Genomic DNA, 21582 nt, shown 5'->3' on the forward strand with positions numbered 1-21582 from the left:
GTCTCCTCAGTCCTGAAGGTTGACCCAGACGTTGCGGACCTGCTGGAATTCGCGCAGGCCCTCGATCCCGCCGAGGCGGCCGTGTCCGGAATGCTTCATGCCGCCGAAGGGCACGCAGGGCGTCATCGCCTCGCCCGATCCGTTGACCTGCACTTGCCCTGCCATCATCCGCCCGGCGACGCGGTGCGCGCGGGTGAGATTGGTGGTGTGGACATAGGCGCCAAGGCCGTAATCGCTGTCGTTCGCCAGCGCGATCGCCTCTTCCTCGCTGTCGAACGGGGTGACGACGAGGACCGGGCCGAACACTTCGTTGCGGGCGATCTCGCTGGCAGGGGCGACACCGGCAAGCACGGTGATCGGGTAGAAGTAGCCTTCGCCGTGATCGCCCTCCATCCGGGCACCGCCGCAAAGCACTTCGCCGCCTTGCTCGACCCCGCGCTGGACCATGCCGTCGATGCGATCGAGCGCGGTTTCGGAGATCACCGGGCCCATGAAGGTGTCCATGGCGAAGGGATCACCCACCTTCACATGCGCGGCCATGGCCTTCAGCATCTGGAGGTAAGGTTCGTAGACGGAGCGCTCCACCAAGAGGCGCGTGCCGTTGACGCAGCCTTGTCCATTGGCGCTGACGGCCCCGGAAAGCCCCCGCTTGGCCGCTGCCTGAAGGTTGGCATCGCCGAACACGATTACTGCCGACTTGCCGCCGAGTTCGAGGCCGACAGGCTTCAACGTCTGCGCGGCGCTGGCGAGGATCTTCTTCGCCGTCGCCCCGCTGCCGATGAATTCGATCTTGTCGATGCCGGGGTGATCGACCATCGCCGCGCCTACGTCCGGCCCGCCGGTGACGAGGTTGACGACGCCCGCCGGGAAGCCCGCTTCGTGGGTCGCCTCCATCAGTTTCATCAGCGACCACGGCGCCAGTTCGGGCGCCTTCAGCACCACGCAGTTGCCGGCGGCAAGGGCGGGGGCCATCACCATCGTGGCGGCGAACAGCGGGCCGTTCCAGGGGACAATGATGCCTAGTGTGCCGTAAGGCTCGTACATCACGTAATCGTGAGCCGGGCCGCCCCAGGTGGAGACGGTGCGCCCGTCGATCTTGTCCGCCCAGCCGCCGTAATAGCGGAACTTCTGCGCAGCATCGAGGCTCATGTGCCCGCCGGCGATCAGGATCGAGCCGTTCTCGGCCGTAAGCAGAGGGCTCATTTCCGCCGCCTTGCTCTCGATCACCGAGGCCAGGCGGAACATCAGGTCGCGCCGCTTGTCGCCGGGCAGGGCGCGCCATGCCGGCTGCGCGGCCTTGGCCGCGGCGACAGCGCGGTCGACATCGGCCGGACTGGCCAGACGGACCTCACGCGTAACGCGGCCGGTGCCGGGGTAGACATGGCCCCAGTCCGCGCCGCTGCCGGAACGTGCGCGTTCGTCGCCAATGACCAGCGAAATCTCGGGGAATGCCGAGATGTCGGGATGTTGGAAGCCCATCCTCTTTCGATCCTCTCCAGTGGCGGCGCTTGATGCCGCTCGGTTTCAGGTGAAAGGTATGAAGGCAAATATACGCGGTCAATTGACTTGAATTTGCCAAAATTGAACCGAGAATGGCCATGAATGCCAAATACTAGGCACATTATGGAGAGTGTATGGATCTGTCGCCGGGACGCCGCAGGGGAACCAACCTGGTGGCACGCACGACCGAAACCTTGCGGGAACGCATTTTCGCCTGCGAAGACGGCGCCTTGCTCGGCTCCCTTCACCAGCTGGCCCGCGCGTTGGGAGTGGGCATCGTCACGCTGCAGCAGGCTGCGCGGGTGCTGGAACATGAGGGCCTGCTGGAAGTGCGGCGCGGCCCGGGCGGGGGCTATTACGGCACGCGGCCCGACGACGCGGCGCTGGAGCGCGCCATGGTTTCCTACATGCGGATGAACCCGGCGGGTTACGAGGAGGCGCTCGACATGACCTCCCTGCTGTTCACCGAACTGGCGACGGCGGCCGCGCGATGCACCGACCAGGCCCTGCGGGACCGGCTGGCGGGGCTGGGGGAACGCGCGGCCGCCTTCCGCTCGATGGCGGAATTCGGGGCATTCGAGCTGGAGTTCCAGGAGCTGCTGTTCCAGATGGTCCGCAGGCCCTTGTTCGAAATGCTGACGCGCGTGACCCTGCACTATGCCTCGACCCGGGCCTCCCCGGTGGTCGAATCGTTCGGCGCGGGTGTCGGGCTCTGGCGGGCGGGGCGGCTGCGGATCATCGCGGCTATCCTGGACAACGACCCCGATCTCACCCGCTTCGAGGCAAACCGCCAGAACCGGGAAGTGGTGATGGCCAGTCTGCGCATCTGAGCGGGCCGGGGCCGAAGCAGGAAGGACACGCTATCGGATTTACGGTCACGGCTATTGAGAATGCGATTGACTCGCAATATCGAGGAAATCTATGTCGCCGCCTGAGGAAACAGGGGGTTTCATGTTCAGATTTTCCGTATTGCTTACGGGCGTTGCCGCTGCCGCGCTCGCCGTTCCCGTCCAGGCGCAGCAGGGCGTGCCCGGCGATCCCGCGGCGGGGACTACCACCAGCCCGGACGATATCATCGTCACCGGCGAGAAAAGCGCACGCACGCTTCAGGAAACGCCGACCAGCATCGCGGTCATCACGCCCGAGCGGATCGAGCGGGAAAACCTGATCACCATCCAGGACGTCTACAACCGCACCGCCAATCTGGCCGAGACTTACGGTTCGTCCGGCTTCACCATTCGCGGCATCAGCAATACCGGCGTGGGCGCGGGCGGGCAGGCGGATACGGCCAGTGTCTACGTCGACGGCGCGCCGATTCCCAAGTGGGCGCTCTATGGCGGCCCGACCGACATGTGGGACGTGCAGCAAGTGGAAGTGCTGCGCGGGCCGCAATCGACCATCCAGGGCCTCAATGCCCTGGCCGGCGGCATCGTCATCACCAGCAAGGACCCGTCGCTGGACCGCTGGACCGGCGACGCGCGCGTGCTCTGGAGCGAGCATGACGACCGCACCTTCTCGGCGGCCGTGGGCGGGCCGATCGTCCGCGACGAACTGGGCCTGCGCCTCTCGGCCGAGCGCCGCGCCGATCGCGGACTGATCCGCAACGTCACCCGCGGCGGTTATGACGATGAACTCAAGTCGCTGAACCTGCGCGGCAAGCTCAAGTGGATGCCGAGCGCCATTCCCGGTCTCGAAGCGGTGGCCAGCTACAACCGCGTGCGGCGCGACGGCGGCTACCTCTACGAATATGCCCGGACCGACGTGCCGGACTATTACGACCACCGCATCTCCACGGGCGACCAGCCCAGCCGCGGCAAGATCGACAGCGATCTGGCGGTCTTCAACATCAGCTATCCGCTGACCGACAGTCTCAAGCTGTCGAGCGTGACCTCCTGGAATCGTTCGAAGGTCCATTCGGTGATCGATACCGACGGCACGCCCGAGGACATCCAGGCGATCGACAATCGCTATCTCTACAAGACGCTGACGCAGGAGTTGCGCCTCAATTACGAGAGCGACTGGCTGAGCGGCCTGCTCGGCGCCTGGTATTATCGCCGCACCGGCGCAATCGACCAGAACAGCCGCGTCAACATCGCCACTCCCACGGCAACGATCGCGGGTCTGCTGCAATCGCGCGGCTTCAACGCCGCGACCTCGCAGTTCATCGCCAATGCCTACAGCGCCCAGCTTCCCGTGATCCCGGTGGCCTACAGCGCCGAGCAGCCCGAGAAGGTCGAGACCATGGCCCTGTTCGGCGATGCCCGCTTCAAGCTGGCGGACCGGCTGACGCTGATCGGCGGTTTCCGTTTCGATCACGAGCGCAACCGCTATGCGGCCGAGACCGTCGCCGCCTTCAACGGCACGCTGCCGGACGTGAACTTCATGGGCACGGCCTACGCGCCGGTCATCTCGGTCATCAACCAGGGCGTGCTCGGCCTCGTGTCCGACGCGTCTTCGCCGCTTGCGTCGAACAGCCGCACGTTCAATGCCTTCCTGCCCAAGGCGGGGATCAGCATGGACTGGACGCCGGACCTCACCACCGCCTTCACCGTGCAGCGGGCCTATCGCTCGGGCGGGTCGAGCCAGAACCCGGCCCGCGCCGAACTGATCCCCTACGATCCCGAATATAGCTGGAACTACGAGGCCTCGCTGCGCTCCAAGTGGCTGGACGGGCGGCTGACCTTCAACGCCAATCTGTTCTACATGGAGTGGAAGGACCAGCAGGTCACCGCCTACTTCGGGCTCAACGCCTACGACTACAACACGGTCAACGCCGCCGGATCGCACCTCTACGGCTTCGAGGTGGAGGCGAATGCAAACGTGGCGAAGGGCGTCGACCTCTATGCCTCGATCGGCCACGTTCGCACCAAGTTCGACGATTTCACCCTGCCTACGGGCGCGACGAGCACGGTGGACCTTCAGGGCACGCAGTTCCCCTATGCGCCGCGCTGGACGCTCTCGGGCGGCGCCAATGCGCAGTTCGGCGGCGGGTTCACGGCCAACGTCAATGCCAATTACCGCACTTCGGTCTATACCGGCGTCGGCCAGGACCAGTCGCAATACAAGGTCTCGGCCCGCACCCTGGTGAACGGCAAGCTCGGCTACGAGACGGAGAACTGGTCGCTGTTCCTCTTCGCGCGCAACATCTTCGACGAGAAGTACAAGCAGTACGAATATGCGGCGATCCATCAGGCGATCCTGGGCGAGCCGCAGACCTTCGGGCTGGGCGCGGGAGTGCATTGGTGATCTGGCCGGCCAGCCTCCTGCTGCTTGCGGGAGGTGCGCTCGGCGCCTTCCTGCTGCGGCGCTCGTGGCTGCGGCGTGACGGTTCGGCCCTGGGCATGATTGCCGGGGGCTGGGTCGTTCTGCTGGGGCTGCTGCTGGCCGCGGCGTTCCTGGTCGGGCCGGTGAAGGGCCTCGCGCTCGGGCTGGTCATGGAGGGGATCGGCGCGCTGGCGGTGGTCTGGCTGGGCCGCGTGCGGCGCAAGGCCGCGCGCCTGCGCGAGATGGAAGCGGCGCCCGAGCCGCTGGACGAGCCCGGGCGCTTGTGGCGCGGCGTGCTGCGGACCCTGCTGGCCGGCCCTCTGGGGATGACCGCCGCGATGGCGGTCGCCTTCTGCGTCACCGTCTACCTGCCGGGCGACCCGCGCACCCGCATCGTGATCGGCGGATTGCTGATGCCGGTGCTCTGGGGCCTCGCCATGACCTGGACCCTGGCCGACCGCCGCATCCTGCGCGCGACCGCCGTGCTGGTCGCCACCAGCGTAGTCGGCTTCGGCCTGGCCCATCTGGGAGCGTCGGCATGAGCAATACCCGCAAGAAACAATGGCGCTGGCCGCTTTCGCCCGAAACGGTGCGTTCGGTGCTCAGCAGCCATTCGATCCTGGGCCTCGCCTTCGCGGCGGTGATCTACCTCGTCTGCGTGACCGGCACGGTGGCTGTCTTCGCGCCCGATCTCGAACGCTGGGAAGTGCCCGCCACCCCGGTCGCGCGCAGCCTGAGCGATGCCGCCGCTGCCCGCGCCATTGCCGAAGGCGCGCAGCACGCGCCTGCCGATACCGCCCTTTACCTCGCCCTGCCCACGACTGCGAAGGAGGGCGCGTCGCTGGTTGCTTTCAGCCCGACTTTCGAGCGCAAGTGGGCCGTGGCCGAGGACGGCTCGCTGTCGGACCTCGAAGCCGGCTGGACCGATTTCCTGATCCACCTCCACGTCAACCTGCACTTGCCGCGTAGCTGGGGCGAATTCATCGTCGGGCTGACCGGGGTGGCGCTGCTGTCCTCGCTGGTTTCCGGGATCCTCGCCCATCCGCGCGTGCTGCGCGATGCCTTCCACTTGCGGCTCGGCGGTTCGCGCCGGTTGCAGGAGGCGGACTTGCACAACCGCCTGGGGATCTGGGCGCTGCCGTTCCACTTCACGCTGGCGCTGACCGGGGCGCTGCTCGGCCTCAGCACCATCATCGTCGCGGTGCTCGCCCTGCTGCTCTATCCGGAGGGCGGGATGAAGAAGGTCTACGAACTCTTCCTGGATGCGCCGCCGCCGGTCGATACGCGGGCGGTGCCGATGCCCGATATCGCGGCTCTCATCGCGCAGGCCCGCGCCCGGGCGCCGGATGCCGCGCCGCAGAACGTCATGGTCGAGCGCGCGGGCCGCGCCGACATGCGCGTCACCGTGCTCAGCGGCCGCGCGAAGCTGCTGGTCCAGCAGGACGAGACCCGGTTCGACGCGGCGGGCAAGGTGGTGGCCGACGAACACCCCGAAGACTTCGTGACCGGCACCCGCGTGCTCGGCGGCATCGGCCAGGTCCATTTCGGCTGGTATGGCGGACTGGCCGTGCGGCTTGCCTATGGATTGCTGGGCATCGCGCTGTGCGTGGTGACTTCCAGCGGCGTGACCATCTGGCTCGCCCGTCGCCGCGACCGGGGCCGCCCCGCACCGCAGTGGGAGCGGATCTGGGCGGCGGTGTGCTGGGGGCAGCCGGTCGTGCTCTGCCTCACCGCGCTGCTGGCACGGTTTGCGCCCGAAGCGTCCCTGCCTGCCGCCTGGCTCGCCTTCACCGTGCTTTCGATCCTGGCTTCGGCGCTGGCGAAGACGGTTCCCGGCCCCCGGCTGGCGCGTGCCTGGCGCTGGGCCCTGACGGCGTTGCTGGCGATCCTGGCCTTCATCCACGGAGCGGCGGCGCTGCCGCAAGGCGGCGCGGTCCTGATCGACGCCATCTTGCTGGCCGGCAGCGCGGGCCTGCTCGCCTCGCTCCTGCGCGGAAGGACCAGGACCGCCGCCTGAGAAATCCATCGTCCCGGCCCTGATCCGGGAACGCTCTTTGATGAGCCTCGTTCATGACGGCATGTGATTTCACACAGTGCCGGAATCCGTCGCCGTGCGTTATCGTACCCGATGGACGGAAACTGCCGTCCTGGTGCGACAAGGACGGGCAATGAGCGAAACGGCGGATTTCGAGGTATCGCGGCGCGCGGTCCTGGCAGGCAGCGCGGCGAGCGTGGGGCTGACCGTGGTGCCCACGATGGCGGAAGGACAGGCTCCCATGGCGCGCAAGCCCCCGACGATGGCCGTTTCGTTCAAGGTCAACGAAAAGGCGCAGGCCTTGATGGTCGATACGCGCACCACGCTGCTGGACGCCTTGCGCGATCACCTGGGCCTGATGGGCACCAAGAAGGGCTGCGATCACGGTCAGTGCGGGGCCTGCACGGTGCTCGTGAACGGTACGCGGATCAATTCCTGCCTCAGCCTTGCGGTCATGCACGAAGGCGATGCCGTCACCACAATCGAGGGTCTCGGTACTCCGGAAGACCTGCATCCGATGCAGGCGGCCTTCGTGAAGCATGACGGCTTCCAGTGCGGCTATTGCACGCCGGGCCAGATCTGCTCGGCCGTCGCGGTGCTGGAAGAGATCAGGGCGGGTATTCCCAGCCATGTTCAGGAGGACGTCGGCGGCGCTCCCGAGATGACGGTTCTGGAAATGCGCGAGCGGATGAGCGGCAATATCTGCCGCTGCGGCGCCTATTCGAACATTGCCGAAGCGATGGCGGAAGTGGCGGGCGTCAAGCTTGCCGAGACTCACGGCGCGGAGATCGAGGCATGAAGGCTTTCACATACGAGCGCGCCAGGACGCCGGCCGCTGCCGCCGCCGCAGTCGCGGGGCACAAGGGCGCCAAGTTCATCGCCGGGGGCACCAACCTGCTCGACCTGATGAAGCTGGAGATCGAGACGCCGACGCATCTTGTGGACGTGCAGGATCTCGGCCTCGACCGCATCGAGGAGACGCCGGAAGGCGGGCTGCGCATCGGTACGCTGGTCAGCAACACCGCGCTGGCCGCGGACAAGCGCGTGCGGCGCGATTACGGCGTGCTCACGCGCGCCATCGTCGCAGGCGCCTCGGGCCAGCTGCGCAACAAGGCGACGACCGGCGGCAACCTGCTGCAGCGCACCCGCTGTCCTTATTTCTACGACACCAACCAGGCCTGCAACAAGCGCAAGCCCGGCTCCGGCTGTGCGGCGATCGGTGGTTTCAGCCGCCAGCTCGGCGTGGTCGGCACGAGCGAGGCCTGCATCGCCACGCACCCCAGCGACATGGCGGTCGCCCTGCGCGTGCTGGATGCCGCGGTGGAGACGGTCGATGCCCAGGGCAAGACGCGCAGCGTGCCGGTGGGCGAATTCCACCGCCTGCCGGGCGATACGCCGCACCTGGAGAACGTGCTCCGGCCGGGCGAGCTGATCACGGCCATCACTCTGCCCAAGCCGCCGGGCGGACGGCATGTCTATCACAAGGTGCGCGACCGGGCCTCCTACGCCTTCGCGCTCGTTTCCGTGGCGGCGGTGCTGAACGAGGATGGCAGCGGACGAGTGGCCTTCGGCGGCGTCGCGCCGCGGCCCTGGCGGGTCGAAGCCGCCGACGCGCAGCTGCGCAATGGCGCGGGCGCCGTGACGCGCACGGCTTTCGCAGACGCGCGGCCGACCCATGAGAATGCCTTCAAGGTCACTCTGGCGGAGCGCACGCTGGCGGCGATCATCCAGGAGAACCGGGCATGAAGTTCGATACGCCTGCGGGCTCCAATCCCATCGACGCCATGAAAGTGATCGGCCAGGCGGTCGACCGCGTGGACGGCAAGCTCAAGACCACGGGGCAGGCCCCCTATGCTTACGAGCACAAGGACGTGCCGGCCAGGCCGGCCTACGGGTATGTGATCGGTGCCGGGATCGCCAAGGGGCGGGTCACGGCGATGAACACGGCCGAAGCCAAGCGCATGCCCGGCGTGCTCGCGGTGGTCAGCGCCGAAAATGCACAGCCGCTCGGCAAGGGCAGCATGAACACGGCCAAGCTGCTGGGCGGTCCCGCTGTCGACCATTACCATCAGGCGCTGGCGGTGGTCGTGGCCGAGAGCTTCGAGCAGGCGCGCAATGCCGCCAACGCGGTGCGGATCGAATACGAGCGCGGTAACGGCCGTTTCGATCTCGCCAAGGCGAAGCCCGGCGCGCAGCCGCTGACGGGCAGCGATGCCGACACCCATACCGGGGATTTCGAGGGCGCCTTCGCCTCGGCCGCGGTGCAGCTCGACCAGACTTACACCACGCCCGACCAGAACCACGCGATGATGGAGCCTTTCGCCACCATCGCCTGGTGGGAAGAGGATGCGCTCTCGGTCTGGACGTCCAACCAGATGATCGCCTGGAACAAGAAGGAGCTGGCCGCCACCTTCAAGCTGCCGCCCGAGAAAGTCCATGTCCGCTCGCCCTTCATCGGCGGCGGTTTCGGGGGCAAGCTGTTCCTGCGCGCCGATGCGGTGATGGCGGCGCTGGGCGCGAAGGCCTGCGGCAGGCCGGTGAAGATCGCGATGCCGCGGCCGCTGATGCTCAACAACGCCACGCACCGCCCGGCCACGATCCAGCGCATCCGCATCGGCACCGGCAAGGACGGGCGCATCACCGCGATCGGCCATGAAAGCTGGTCCGGCGACCTTCCCGGCGGCGGCCCGGAATCGGCGACGCAGCAGACCAAGTTGCTCTATGCCGGCGCCAATCGCCTCACTGCCCTGCGGCTGGCCGAACTGGACCTGCCCGAAGCCAATGCCATGCGCGCACCCGGCGAAGCGCCCGGCCTCATGGCGCTGGAGATCGCCATCGACGAAGTGGCCGAGAAGCTGGGCATGGACCCGGTGCGGTTCCGCGTGCTCAACGATACGCAAGTCGATCCCGAGCATCCCGAGCGGCCCTTCTCGCAGCGCAACCTCGTGCGATGCCTGGAGGACGGTGCAAAGCGCTTCGGCTGGGAACGCCGCCAGACGCGTCCGGGCAAGATGCGCGACGGGCGCTGGCTGATCGGCATGGGCGTGGCGGCGGCGTTCCGCAACAACATCAACATGACATCGGCCGCCCGCGTGCGGCTGTCGAGCGACGGCGTGGTCACGGTGGAGACCGACATGACCGACATCGGCACCGGCTCCTACACCATCATCGCCCAGACCGCGGCGGAGATGATGGGCCTGCCGGTGGAGAACGTGCGCGTGAAGCTGGGCGATTCCTCGTTCCCGGCCTCGGCAGGCTCCGGCGGGCAATGGGGCGCCAACAGCTCCACGTCGGGCGTCTATGCGGCTTGCGTGAAGCTGCGCGAAGCCGCGGCGCAGCGGCTCGGCATGGATCCGGCCACCGCGGAATTCGCCGATGGCGAAGTGCGCGCGGGTAACCGCTCCGCCGCCCTGGCCGAGGCGGCGAAGTCTGGCGAGATCGTTGCCGAAGAGACGATGCAGTGGGGCGATCTGGGCAAGAAGTTCCAGCAGTCGACCTTCGGTGCGCACTTTGTGGAAGCGGCCGTGGACGCCTATACCGGCGAGACGCGGGTGCGACGCATGCTGGCGGTCTGCGCGGCCGGACGTATCCTCAATCCCAAGACGGCGCGCAGCCAGGTCATCGGCGCCATGACCATGGGCGTGGGCGGCGCGCTGATGGAGGAACTGGCGGTCGACAAGCGCTTCGGGTTCTTCGTCAATCACGACCTTGCCGGGTACGAAGTGCCGGTCCACGCCGACATTCCGCACCAGGACGTGGTTTTCCTCGACGAGGCGGACGACAAGGTCTCGCCGATGAAGGCCAAGGGCGTGGGCGAACTCGGGCTCTGCGGCGTCGGCGCGGCCGTGGCCAACGCGGTCTACAACGCCACGGGGGTGCGCGTGCGGGACTATCCGCTCACGCTGGACAAGCACCTTGCGAAACTGCCGGCTATCGCCTGAATCCCAGGTCGGCGGTTTGGCAGGTCAGCAGGTCGGCGATCAATTCCGGCGCCGAGGGGAAGTAGAAGTGCATGTAGCTGGCCGTGAGCGGTCCGTGGCGGAACAGGCGTTCGCCCGGCCGCCCGTCCGGCGTGACGGCGCTGACGGTGGGCAAAAGGGACGTTTCCAGCCGCGAATAGTGGAACGTGTGGCCCCGCGCGACATGACCGCCCAGTTCCATCTCCTGCATGCCCAGCGCTGCCAGCCGCCCTTGCATCACGGCCCGCGCAGGCAGCAGGCCGAGCAGGGCGGCACTGGCGCCGTCGGTGCTTTCGAGCCTCTCGGAGGCGTAAAGCATGCCGCCGCATTCGGCCAGGATCGGCCGCCCCGCCTGGAAGTGGGCGCGGATCGCCGCGATCATCGGGCGATTGGCGGAAAGAGCGTCCAGATGCAGCTCGGGATAGCCCCCGGGTAGCCACAAGCCGTCGCAAGGGGGCAGCACGGCATCGCGCAGCGGCGAGAAGAAGGCGAGCCGCGCCCCGGCCCGTTCCAGAAATGCGAGGTTGGCGGGATAGATGAAGCCGAAGGCCTCGTCGCGGGCAATGGCGATGCGGCGGCCTGACAGCGCGGAGGGCGGCGCTTCGGCGGCTTCCGGGGCGGGGAAGGGCACCGGCTCGGGCAGCCAGAGCGCGGTTTCCGGCAGACTGTCGGCGGCGCGGTCTATGCGCGCCTCGATATCCGCCACCTCCCCGGCCTGCACCAGTCCGAGGTGCCGTTCGGGCAGGCCGAGCCCGGCATCGCGCCGCAGGGTGCCAAGCCATTCCACCCCGCCCGGCATGCCGCGCTCCAGCAGTTCGGCATGGCGCGCGCTGCCGACGCGGTTGGCCAGCACGGCGGCCAGGGTCACGTCCGCGCGGTAGGTGGAAAGGCCGTGGACCAGCGCACCGAACGTCTGCGCCATCGAGGCGCCGTCGATCACCGCCATGACCGGCAGACCGAACAGGCGGGCGATGTCGGCGGAGGAGGGGGTGCCGTCGAACAGGCCCATTGCCCCTTCGACAAGGATCAGGTCGGCGTCCCGCGCGGCCTCGTGCAGCAAGGCGCGGCATTCCCGCTCTCCGCACATGAACAGGTCGAGCTGGTGGACGGGCGCGCCGCTGGCCCTTTCCAGCACCATCGGGTCCAGGAAGTCCGGCCCGCACTTGAACACCCGCACTTTGCGCCCGGCGCGGCGGTGGCGGCGGGCCAGCGCGGCGGTGACGAGGGTCTTGCCCTGTCCCGACGAGGGCGCGGTGACCAGCAGGGCGGGGCAGGCCGTCATGCGGGCAGGCACGAATATCGTCCGGACGGAGCGGTATCCGAAAGGCGGAAGGGGCAGGGCGGCATGGCGGTTCGATCCTCCTGGGCGCAAGTACGGCTTGTCGTCTCGCGAAAGACCGGGTCCGCGGGGAGCAGCGCTCCGCATCGGGCATGGCCCCCGTCCGCCCGGTACATCCCGCCCGCGCGAAGGATCGACGGCTGGGGGCCGGTTTCCTGACTTCCTGGGCCCGATTTCTCGGAATCGGCGCGCCTTCCGCCGCCTTCTCGGCACCGCGCGGTGCCAATGGCGTGCTGGCGGGGCGCATCCCCGGTTACAGTTGCGGGAGCAGTGCCGGATTCCAGCGGGATTACCCCTCTGGCCCGGACTTCCCGATTAAGCCCTTGCGGGCCCCCCTGGCCCGGCGGGCCTATGGCACTTCGCCAGAGAGCGCAAGCGCGGGCAGGACACGCGCAAGCGCCGGGCTCTTGCACGCGGCACCCCACCGGGATAGGGGCGCTCCAGCGACAGGTTCCCCGCAAGGGGATCAAAAGGGAACGCGGGTGAATGCCCGGGCTGCCCCTGCAACTGTAAGCGGCGAGCCGTGCGGCCAATTCGCCATTGGGGGTGCAAGTCCCTGAGAAGGCGGCCGAAACGGCACTGACCCGTGAGCCAGGAGACCTGCCTGACGCCGTCGTTCTTCGACCGGACAGGGTGAGCCGGGCGAACGGGGCCATTCCTCGCGCAACGACAGCCATTGCCGTGCCGGCACGCGCCGCGCGGGAGGGGGCGTCGTCCGCTGCATGGGCGGCAGAGGCCCTGCCTTTCGCATGCGTGCCGACCCGGCCGGGTCGATGCTCGTGCGAAGGACATGCCGTGAACTGCCGAATTCCCGCCGCCAGCCCCCTGGCTCTCGCGCTAGCCCTTGCAGGGGCGCTGCACCCGCTCGCGGCCCTGGCCGAGGAGGCCGATGCAGTGCCTCTGGACGAACGCATCGTGGTCACCGTCCTGCGCACGCCCGTTGCGGCCGACCGGGTGGCCGATACCGTCACCGTGCTCGACGAGGCGCAGATCGTTGCGGCCCAGCCGATCGCGCTGACCGATGTGCTGCTGCGCACGCCCGGCATCAGCATGTCGCGCAACGGCGGTTATGGCACCACCACGTCGCTGCGCATTCGCGGTGCCGATGCCGGGCAGACGGTGATGGTGATCGACGGGATGCGCCTGTCGGACGCCTCATCGACGGCGGGAGGCTATGGCTTTGCCAATTTCCTGGTCGACGATGCCGATCGCGTCGAGATCCTGCGCGGTCCGCAATCGATCCTCTGGGGCAGCGATGCCATCGGCGGTGTCGTCAACGTCCGCACCCGCCGCGCGGCCGCGCCGCTGGAAGGCAGCTTCGCGGTGGAAGCAGGAACCCATGACACCGTCTCGGCCCGCGTGGGTCTTGGCGGCACCTCCGAGGCCGTCGACTGGCGCATTGCCGCCTCGCGCTTCGCCACGGACGGCATCTCCGCGCGCGCGAATGGCACGGAGGACGACGGCTACCGGCGCAGCGCGGCCAGCGGCACGATGACTTACCGCGTCGCGCCTGGCATCTCGCTGGATCTGCGCGGCTACTGGTCGGATTCGCGGAACGCGTTCGACGGTACCTCCGGCGACTCCCTGGCCTATGGGTGGACGCGCGAATGGTCGGGCTATGCCGGGGTGAACTTCGCGCTGCTGGACGGCCGGCTGGCGAACCGCGTGGCCGTGCTCCAGACCGAGACCGACCGCGAGAACTTCGACCCCGCACGGCAAGTCCGCCAACTGACGTTCGACGCCCATGGCCGCGTGCGCCGTTTCGAGTACCAGGGCACCTACACGTTCAGCGAGGCCATCCAGGCCGTGTTCGGCGCCGAGCGCGAGGAACAGCGGATGACCACCGCCTCGCCCGCGAACAGCACCGCGGCTTATGCCCTCGTGCCCAGCCGGGCGAATACCGAGAGCGTCTACGGCGAACTGCGCGTGACCCCGCTCACCGGGCTGACGCTCAATGGCGGCGCGCGCTACGATCACCAGTCGCGCTTCGGCGGCAACACGGTGTTCAGCGCGGGCGCGGTCTACACCCCCAATGGCGGCGCCACGATACTGCGTGCCAGTTATGACGAGGGTTTCAAGGCGCCCTCGCTCTATCAGCTGTTCAGCATGTACGGCGTGGCCGATCTCAAGCCGGAGAAGGCGAAAGGCTGGGAACTGGGCGCCGAGCAGGGCTTCGGCGAAGCCTTACGCCTGTCGGCGACCTGGTTCGAGCGCGATACCGACAACCTGATCGACTTTGCCTACTGCCCCACCAGCGGCACCCTGCCGGACATCTGCTACGTTCCCGGCACGGGCACCTCGCGCTTCGGCTACTATGCCAACGTCAAGGCCAGCCATGCCCGCGGGCTGGAACTCGCCGCGTCGGCCACATGGGGCGTCCTCTTCGCCCAGGGCAACTACAGCTGGATCGCGGCAGAGGATCGCACGCAAGGCAGCGGCACTTACGGCCGCCAGCTCCAGCGCGTGCCGCGTCATCTCGCCAATGCCGAGCTGGGCGTGGCGCTGCCGCAGGGCCTGCGCGCCAGCCTGGCCGCGCGCTATTCGGGTGAAAGCTTCAATGCGGCGACCGGCACCGCCACGCTGGACGACTACTGGCTGGTGGATGTGCGCGCGCAGTGGCAGGTCATGGAAGGCCTGATTCTTCAAGGACGTATCGAAAACGTGGGCGATCAGAAGTACGAAACCGTGAGCGGCTACGGCACGCTTGGCCGCACCGTCTATTTCGGACTGAGGAGCCGGTTCTGATGCTGCTTCCAGTCGAACCCGGCCCGTCCGTGGTCGTGTGCAACACCTGCCGCCATTCCGCCGAAGTCCGCGAGGACGAGGACGGTCGGCGCGGCGGTGCGGTCCTGGCAGAGGCCATGCGCGCGGCGCAGGCTGCCGATCCCGCGCTCCAGGGCGTGGCGGTGCAGGAAATGCCCTGCCTCTTCGCCTGCCAGCGCCATTGCACCGTGGCGATCCGGGCGCCGGGCAAGCTGGGCTATGTGCTCGGCGATTTCGCACCCGATGCGGAGGCGGCCCGCGCGATCCTCGAATATGCGGTGCGCCATGCCGCCAGCGAGGAGGGGCAGGTGCCCTATCGCGAGTGGCCGCAGGGCGTGAAGGGCCACTTCATCACCCGCACCCCGCCGGAAGGGTACCTGGGCACATGATCCGCTTCGAGAACCGCGCCGCTTTCGCCGCCGCCCTGGCCGACCTGCCCGGACCGGACGCGCCCGCGCTGGCCGCCGCGCGTGCGCGCCAGGCGTCGCTCACCAAGCCTGCGGGCTCGCTCGGGCGGCTGGAGGACATCGCCGTGTTCATGGCCGGCTGGCAGGGGCGCACCCGGCCACGGGCCGAGCGGATCCGCGCCGTGGTCTTCGCGGGCAATCACGGGGTCGCGGCGCGCGGGGTGAGCGCCTATCCGAGCGAAGTCACGGCGCAGATGGTCGCCAATTTCGAGGCCGGCGGCGCGGCGATCAATGCGCTGACGACAGCCTGCGGGGCGGCGCTCTCGGTCGTCCCGCTCGATCTCGACCGCCCGACCGGAGACATTACGCGAGAGCCCGCTCTCAGCGAGGCCGAGTGCCTCGAAGCTCTCGATCGCGGTGCCGCCGCGGTGTCGGCGGACAGCGATCTGTTCTTCGTGGGCGAAATGGGGATCGGCAATACCACCCCGGCGGCCGCGCTGGCGGCGCAGGTCTTCGGCGGGGCTGCGGCCGACTGGGTAGGGCGCGGCACCGGGCTCGACGATGCCGGCGTGGCGCGCAAGGCCCAGGCGGTGACGGCGGCGCTCGCCCTGCACGGCGCGGCCTGCGAGGATGCTTTCGAGACCCTGCGCCGCCTTGGCGGGCGTGAGATCGCGGCCATGGCGGGCGCCGTGCTGGCAGCGCGGCACTTGCGGGTGCCGGTCCTGCTGGACGGGTTCATCACTTGCGCGGCCATGGCGCCGCTGTTCGCCGGCAATCGCGATGTCCTGGCCCACTGCCTTGCCGCGCACTGTTCGGCCGAAGCGGGCCATGCGCGCCTGCTCGATCGCTTCGGGCTGGACCCGCTGCTCCACCTTGGCATGCGGCTGGGCGAGGGATCCGGCGCGGCGGTGGCGGCACAGATCGTGCGTTCGGCCCTGGCCGCGCATGACGGCATGGCGACTTTTGCCGAGGCGGCAGTGGCATCCTCCGTGTCCGGGGCATCATGAGCGGCATCCTCGTCCACCTGATGCGCCACGGGGCGCCTTACGAGCCGGGCCTGCTGCTGGGCCACCGGGACGATGCGCCGACCCCGGTAGGCATCGCCCGCTGCGTGTCGCGCAGCGCGGCCCTGGCGTTCGAGCGGGTGATTTCCTCGGACTTGCGCCGCTCCAGCATTCCGGCCGCGCAGATCGCGGCCATGCGCCGCCTGTCGCACAGCCTTGACCCGCGGTGGCGGGAGATCGATTTCGGCGCCTGGGACGGCATGGCGCCGCATCAGCTCGATCCGGCCGTGCAGGCGCGGTTCTGGGACGATCCCGAGGCTTTCGCCCCGCCGGGAGGCGAGCGCTGGTCGCAGCTCTGCGCCCGCGTGGGAGAGGCCGTGGCGGGTATCGACAGGGCCAGTCTCATCCTCACGCACGGGGGGGCGATGCGCGCTGCGCTCTCGGTCCTGTTCGGGTTCGACCACCGCCAGGTCTGGGCTTTCGAACTCCCTTATGGCGCGCTGGTGAGCTTGCGCATCTGGCCGGGCGAGGGCCTGCCTGCCGCGCAGATCCTCTCGCTCGACAGTAGCAAGGCAGGATGAGGGGCAAGGTAGGATGAAGGGTAAGGCAGGATGAAGCAGCTCGTTCTCGCCCTCCAGTTCCTGACGCGGCTGCCGCTTCCGGCGGTTCGCGCCGATGCGGACGACTTCGCCGGGTCGATGCGCTGGTTCCCGGCGGCGGGGCTGGCCGTCGGCGGCTCGGTGGCGCTGGCCTGGTGGCTGGCCCGCTCCGTGGCTCCGTTCATGGCCCCGTCCATGGGCGGCTGCAGCGGCGACGGTTGGATCGCGGCGCTGTGCGGCCTCGGCGCCTGGGTGGCGGTGACGGGCGCGCTGCATCTCGACGGGCTTGGCGACGTGGCCGATGGCGCGGGCGCGGCGCACAAGGATCCGGCGCGGCTCTCGGCGGTCATGGCCGATCCTCATGTCGGCAGCTTTGCGGTGGTGGCGATCGGCATGCAATTGCTGGCGAAGCTGGTGTTGCTCCATGCACTGGCGCCCGGGCAGGTCTGGGCGCTGCTGCTCGTCGCTCCGCTGGCGCGCGCGGCGCCGCTGGCCTGGACGCTGGCGCTGCCGCCGCTGCACGAAGGGCTGGGCAGCCGCTTTCGCAGCGCGGTGACATGGCGGCACCTGGCCTTGTGGAGTGTCATCGGGGCTGTCGCGGCGCTGCTCGTGGCACCCGCCCTGTTGGCGGTGTTCCTGGCGGTTCCGGCCTGGGGCTGGTGGCTTCGGCGCCGTATCGGCGGTATTTCCGGCGACGGGCATGGCGCCGGGATCGAGGTCGTCGAAACCCTGCTGCTGCTGGCGCTGGCGGTCGTACGATGAGCGCGGCCTTCCTGTTTCATGGCGGCCGCGTAAGCGAGGCGGCGCGGGCTTTCGGCGGCGCGCCGGAAGACTGGCTGGACCTCTCGACCGGCCTCAATCCACTGGCATGGCCCGCTGCGGGCGTCGGGCCGATCGACTGGACGGCCTTGCCCGATCCCGATGCGCTGCTTCGCCTCGAAGCCGCGGCCGCGCGCCATTTCGGCGTGGCGCCGGAACTCTGCTGTGCGGTGCCGGGCAGCGAGACCGCGCTGCGCCTGCTGGCCAGGGCGCTGGACCTGCCCGGCCGCGCGCTGGTGCCCGCCTATCGCACTCATCGGGAGGCTTTCGCCCCCTCTCGCCCGGCGCTGTTCGGCGAGCAGCCGAAGGCCCGGGAAGTCTTCGTCTTCGCCAATCCCAACAATCCCGACGGCGTGCTGCGCGACCCCGAGGATGTGGTGGCCTGGGCGGAGCGCATCGATGCCACGGGCGGCTTTCTCATCGTCGACGAGGCTTTCGCGGACTGTCATCCCGGCGCCAGTGTCGCCCGCGCCGTAGCGCCGGGGTTCCGGTTGATCGTGCTGCGCTCGTTCGGGAAGTTCTTCGGACTGGCGGGTCTGCGCCTGGGTTTCGTGCTCGGCCCGCCGGCGCTCATGCTGCTGCTGCGGCAATTGCTGGGGAGCTGGCCGGTCCATGCCGGGGCGCTGGCCATCGGCGCGGCGGCCTATGCCGATGGCGACTGGATCGCGCGCACCCGCAGCGCGTTGCCCGTGCGCGCCGCCGCGCTCGATGCCGTGCTGCGCCGCCATGGGCTGGAGCCGCAGGGGGACTGTCCGCTGTTCCGCCTGGTGACCGGCTGCGCGGGCGGCGCGCTGTTCGATCGCCTGGCCCGCGCGCGCATTCTGGTGCGCCCTTTCGCGGATCGCCCCGACTGGCTGCGCTTCGGCGTGCCCGGCGATGCGGACGCGCTGGCGCGTCTGGACGCGGCATTGGCAGGCCGCGCGGCGTGATCGAGCCGATCGCTTTCGCCGCCATGGCGCTGGAGGGCGCGCTGGGCTGGCCGGGGCGGCTCCACGGGCTGATCGGTCATCCGGTCGGGTTCTTCGCCCGCGTGATCTCTGGCTGCGAGCGCAAGCTGAACCGTGCGGAGTGGTCGGACATGGCGCGGCGCATCGCCGGCCTGGGCGCCATGCTCGGCCTGATCGCGGCGGTGGTGCTGGCGACGATGCTGGTGGTCTGGCTGGTGCGCGGTGCGGCAGGGGACTGGGCCTGGCTCCTGCTGGCGGTGCTGGCATGGCCGGCCCTGGCGGCGCGCAGCCTGGACGACCACGTCCGGCCGGTGCTGGCCGCGCTGGAAGCGGACGACCTCGCGCAGGCGCGCCGCGCCGTCGGCATGATCGTCGGGCGGGACACGGCCGGGCTCGATGCCGCCGGGGTGGTCCGCGCGGCGATCGAGAGCCTTGCCGAAAGCTTCTGCGACGGGGTGGCGGCGCCGCTGTTCTGGCTCCTGCTGGGCGGCCTGCCGGGCGCCTGGGCCTACAAGGCGATCAACACGGCGGACAGCCTGATCGGCCATCCGGAAGAACCGCTGCGAGCCTATGGCTGGGCAGCCGCGCGCATCGACGATCTGGCCAATCTGCTCCCGGCCCGGCTGGCGGGCGCGGTGCTTTGCCTCGCCGCCGGAGCGGGCGGGCGGGCTGGCTGGCGGGTCATGCTTCGCGACCACGGCCGCCATGCCTCGCCCAATGCCGGCTGGCCCGAAGCGGCCATGGCGGGCGCGCTCGGCGTCAGGCTCGCCGGGCCGATCCTTTACGACGGCGTCCTTGCCCCGAAGCCCTGGATCGGGGAGGAGGGCCGGATTGCCGGCGCGGCGGACTTGCGACGGGCGCTGGCGATCTACCGCCGGGCCTGCGTCCTGCTGGCCCTTGGCGCATTCGCCGCGGCGTGGGGAGCAGTATGGCTGGCTTGATGTTGCAGGGGACGGGGTCGGATGTCGGCAAGTCCGTGCTCGTGGCGGGGCTATGCCGCGCGCTCACCCACCGCGGATTGAAGGTCCTGCCGTTCAAGCCGCAGAACATGTCGAACAATGCCGCCGTCACCCCGGAGGGCGGCGAGATCGGCCGCGCCCAGGCGCTCCAGGCCCTGGCGGCGCGGGCACCGCTTCATGTCGACATGAACCCGGTCCTGCTGAAACCCCAGGCCGACCGGACCTCGCAGCTCGTGGTCCACGGCGAAGTGCGCGGCACCCTGGGCAGCGCCAATTTCCGCGAGGCGCGCCGCACGCTCCTGCCGGAAGTCATGGCGAGCTACCGCCGGTTGGAGGCGCGCTGCGATCTGGTGGTGGTGGAAGGGGCGGGCTCCCCGGCCGAAATCAACTTGCGCGCCGGGGACATCGCCAACATGGGCTTCGCGCGCGAGGCCGGGGTTCCGGTCGTGCTGGTCGGGGATATCGACCGGGGCGGCGTGATCGCGGCCGTGGCGGGCACCCGCGCGGTGATCGACGCCGATGACGCGGCGATGATCCGGGGCTTCCTCATCAACAAGTTCCGCGGCGATCCGGCGCTGTTTGCCGATGGCTATGCCGCCATCGCGCAGCTTTCCGGTTGGCCCGGCTATGGCGTGATGCCGTGGTCCCGCGCCGTCTCGCGCCTGCCCAGCGAGGATGCCGTCGTGCTCGAAAGAGGGCTGGGCGGGGGCAACGGCAAGCTGCTCGTCGCTTGTCCGATCCTGCCCCGCATTGCCAATTTCGACGATCTCGATCCGCTGCGGCAGGAATCCGGCGTGGACGTGGCGATGATCCCGCCCGGCACGCCGATCCCGGCCGAAGCCGCGCTGGTCGTGCTGCCCGGCTCCAAGGCCACCCTGGCGGACATGGCTTTCCTCCGCACCGAGGGCTGGGACATCGATGTGCTGGCGCATCGGCGGCGCGGCGGGCTGATCCTGGGCATCTGCGGCGGGTACCAGATGCTCGGCCACACGATTGCCGATCCGCTCGGCATCGAGGGGCCGCCGGGCGAGATCGCCGGGCTGGGCCTGCTCGACGTGACCACCGTGCTGGGAGACCGCAAGGCCCTGCGCGAAGTTTCCGGCACGGCGCTCGGCGCACGGATGACCGGCTACGAGATGCACATGGGCGTCACCCGGCGCGGCGGCGCGGTGCCTTTCGCCTTGCTCGGCGATGACCAACCGGACGGCGCGGTCGATGCCTCGGGCCGGATCATGGGGACATATTGCCACGGGTTGCTCGCCTCGACCGGACTACGCGCCGCGCTGCTGGCGCGACTGGGGGCGCAGAGCGACGGGCTCGACCACGGCGCTGCCGTCGATGCCGCGCTCGACGAACTGGCGGCGGACATGGAACGACATCTCGACATCGACGGCCTGCTGGCCCTCACGGAGTATCGCGCATGACGAGCACGCTGGTTCTGGGCGGCGCGCGGTCGGGCAAGAGCCGCCATGCGCAGGCGCTCGTCGAGGCGGGGCCGGGACGGTTGATCTATATCGCCACCGCCCAGCCGCTCGATGACGAGATGGAGGCGCGGATCGCTCGCCACCGCGAAGATCGCGGGCCGCGCTGGTCCACTCTGGAAGCGCCGATGGACCTGAGCGAGGCCATCGCGCGGGCCGCGAACGAGGCGGACGGGGTCCTGGTCGATTGCCTCACCCTGTGGCTGTCGAACCTGATGCTGGCGGAGGCGGCGTTGCAACCGCAGTTCGATGGTCTGTGCCGGGCGATCTCGGCATGCCCGAAGCCGCTGGTGCTGGTGGCGAACGAAGTGGGGCTGGGAATCGTGCCGGACACACCTCTCGGGCGGCGGTTTCGCGATGAGGCCGGGCGGCTCAACCAGCGTGTTGCCGCCACGGTGGAGCGGGCGGTCTTCGTCGCCGCCGGTCTGCCGCTGGTGTTGAAATAGGGCAAAGAAAAAGCCGCCCGGGACAGGGCGGCTTTTCCGTTTTCAGCTTTCGGTGAACGC

18 protein-coding genes and 2 riboswitches are annotated in these 21582 nt (G+C 69.3%); of the genes, 16 read left to right on the top strand and 2 right to left on the bottom strand.

Annotated elements, in window-relative coordinates:
- Nucleotides 1–6: 6 nt before the first annotated feature.
- The gene (locus tag ACZ1J6_RS21325) at nt 7–1479 is read right to left on the bottom strand and encodes an aldehyde dehydrogenase family protein (protein ID WP_465128014.1); all 1473 of its coding nucleotides are present in this window, start codon (nt 1477–1479) and stop codon (nt 7–9) included.
- 194 nt (nt 1480–1673) lie between these two features.
- Between ACZ1J6_RS21325 and ACZ1J6_RS21330 the strand changes: the two genes are divergently transcribed.
- From ACZ1J6_RS21330 to paoC, 7 genes are all read left to right on the top strand, one after another.
- Entirely contained in the window at nt 1674–2330 is a 657-nt protein-coding gene (locus ACZ1J6_RS21330; RefSeq protein ID WP_465128015.1) for a transcriptional regulator, read from the top strand.
- Between the two features lie 121 nt (nt 2331–2451).
- Nucleotides 2452–4746 (top strand): TonB-dependent receptor, encoded by a 2295-nt coding sequence (locus tag ACZ1J6_RS21335; protein WP_465128016.1) that lies wholly within the window; start codon nt 2452–2454, stop codon nt 4744–4746.
- Nucleotides 4740–5306, top strand: coding sequence for a hypothetical protein (locus tag ACZ1J6_RS21340; RefSeq protein WP_132268556.1), 567 nt, complete (start codon nt 4740–4742; stop codon nt 5304–5306). Before ACZ1J6_RS21335 ends, ACZ1J6_RS21340 begins: the two co-directional genes overlap by 7 nt.
- Nucleotides 5303–6781, top strand: a complete 1479-nt coding sequence (locus ACZ1J6_RS21345; protein ID WP_465128017.1) for a PepSY-associated TM helix domain-containing protein — start codon at nt 5303–5305, stop codon at nt 6779–6781. Before ACZ1J6_RS21340 ends, ACZ1J6_RS21345 begins: the two co-directional genes overlap by 4 nt.
- A 151-nt stretch (nt 6782–6932) precedes the next feature.
- Nucleotides 6933–7598, top strand: coding sequence for an aldehyde dehydrogenase iron-sulfur subunit PaoA (paoA, locus tag ACZ1J6_RS21350; RefSeq protein WP_134094022.1), 666 nt, complete (start codon nt 6933–6935; stop codon nt 7596–7598).
- Nucleotides 7595–8545, top strand: a complete 951-nt coding sequence (locus ACZ1J6_RS21355) for an FAD binding domain-containing protein (RefSeq protein ID WP_465128018.1) — start codon at nt 7595–7597, stop codon at nt 8543–8545. Before paoA ends, ACZ1J6_RS21355 begins: the two co-directional genes overlap by 4 nt.
- The gene (gene paoC, locus ACZ1J6_RS21360) at nt 8542–10740 is read left to right on the top strand and encodes an aldehyde oxidoreductase molybdenum-binding subunit PaoC (RefSeq protein WP_465128019.1); all 2199 of its coding nucleotides are present in this window, start codon (nt 8542–8544) and stop codon (nt 10738–10740) included. The genes ACZ1J6_RS21355 and paoC overlap by 4 nt, the downstream gene beginning before the upstream one ends.
- Here the strand turns inward: paoC and ACZ1J6_RS21365 are convergent.
- A complete protein-coding gene (locus ACZ1J6_RS21365; protein WP_465128020.1) occupies nt 10730–12052 on the bottom strand; it encodes a cobyrinate a,c-diamide synthase in 1323 nt (440 codons plus the stop codon). The genes paoC and ACZ1J6_RS21365 overlap by 11 nt on opposite strands.
- A gap of 173 nt (nt 12053–12225) precedes the next feature.
- A riboswitch (cobalamin riboswitch) is annotated at nt 12226–12449 on the bottom strand.
- A 79-nt stretch (nt 12450–12528) separates the two neighbouring features.
- A riboswitch (cobalamin riboswitch) is annotated at nt 12529–12719 on the top strand.
- Between the two features lie 173 nt (nt 12720–12892).
- On the opposite strand from ACZ1J6_RS21365, the gene ACZ1J6_RS21370 reads away from it, so the two are divergent.
- The 9 genes from ACZ1J6_RS21370 to cobU are packed head-to-tail and all read left to right on the top strand — an operon-like array spanning nt 12893 to nt 21522.
- Nucleotides 12893–14842: a TonB-dependent receptor plug domain-containing protein gene (locus tag ACZ1J6_RS21370; protein WP_465128021.1), complete on the top strand. Its 1950-nt coding sequence runs from the start codon at nt 12893–12895 to the stop codon at nt 14840–14842.
- Nucleotides 14842–15249 (top strand): DUF1636 domain-containing protein, encoded by a 408-nt coding sequence (locus tag ACZ1J6_RS21375; protein ID WP_132268566.1) that lies wholly within the window; start codon nt 14842–14844, stop codon nt 15247–15249. The genes ACZ1J6_RS21370 and ACZ1J6_RS21375 overlap by 1 nt, the downstream gene beginning before the upstream one ends.
- Nucleotides 15246–16274, top strand: a complete 1029-nt coding sequence (cobT, locus tag ACZ1J6_RS21380; RefSeq protein ID WP_465128022.1) for a nicotinate-nucleotide--dimethylbenzimidazole phosphoribosyltransferase — start codon at nt 15246–15248, stop codon at nt 16272–16274. The genes ACZ1J6_RS21375 and cobT overlap by 4 nt, the downstream gene beginning before the upstream one ends.
- Nucleotides 16271–16852, top strand: coding sequence for a histidine phosphatase family protein (locus tag ACZ1J6_RS21385; protein WP_465128023.1), 582 nt, complete (start codon nt 16271–16273; stop codon nt 16850–16852). Before cobT ends, ACZ1J6_RS21385 begins: the two co-directional genes overlap by 4 nt.
- A gap of 30 nt (nt 16853–16882) precedes the next feature.
- Nucleotides 16883–17632, top strand: a complete 750-nt coding sequence (locus ACZ1J6_RS21390; protein WP_465128024.1) for an adenosylcobinamide-GDP ribazoletransferase — start codon at nt 16883–16885, stop codon at nt 17630–17632.
- Entirely contained in the window at nt 17629–18618 is a 990-nt protein-coding gene (locus ACZ1J6_RS21395) for an aminotransferase class I/II-fold pyridoxal phosphate-dependent enzyme (protein WP_465128025.1), read from the top strand. The genes ACZ1J6_RS21390 and ACZ1J6_RS21395 overlap by 4 nt, the downstream gene beginning before the upstream one ends.
- Nucleotides 18615–19577 carry an adenosylcobinamide-phosphate synthase CbiB gene (gene cbiB, locus ACZ1J6_RS21400; protein ID WP_465128026.1) on the top strand — a complete coding sequence of 321 codons (963 nt, stop codon included), beginning with the start codon at nt 18615–18617 and terminating at the stop codon, nt 19575–19577. The genes ACZ1J6_RS21395 and cbiB overlap by 4 nt, the downstream gene beginning before the upstream one ends.
- Nucleotides 19565–21019 (top strand): cobyric acid synthase, encoded by a 1455-nt coding sequence (locus ACZ1J6_RS21405; RefSeq protein WP_465128027.1) that lies wholly within the window; start codon nt 19565–19567, stop codon nt 21017–21019. The genes cbiB and ACZ1J6_RS21405 overlap by 13 nt, the downstream gene beginning before the upstream one ends.
- The gene (gene cobU, locus ACZ1J6_RS21410; RefSeq protein ID WP_132268579.1) at nt 21016–21522 is read left to right on the top strand and encodes a bifunctional adenosylcobinamide kinase/adenosylcobinamide-phosphate guanylyltransferase; all 507 of its coding nucleotides are present in this window, start codon (nt 21016–21018) and stop codon (nt 21520–21522) included. The genes ACZ1J6_RS21405 and cobU overlap by 4 nt, the downstream gene beginning before the upstream one ends.
- The last annotated feature ends 60 nt before the right edge of the window (nt 21523–21582 follow it).

It is taken from the genome of Novosphingobium sp. BL-S-21 (assembly GCF_055521655.1).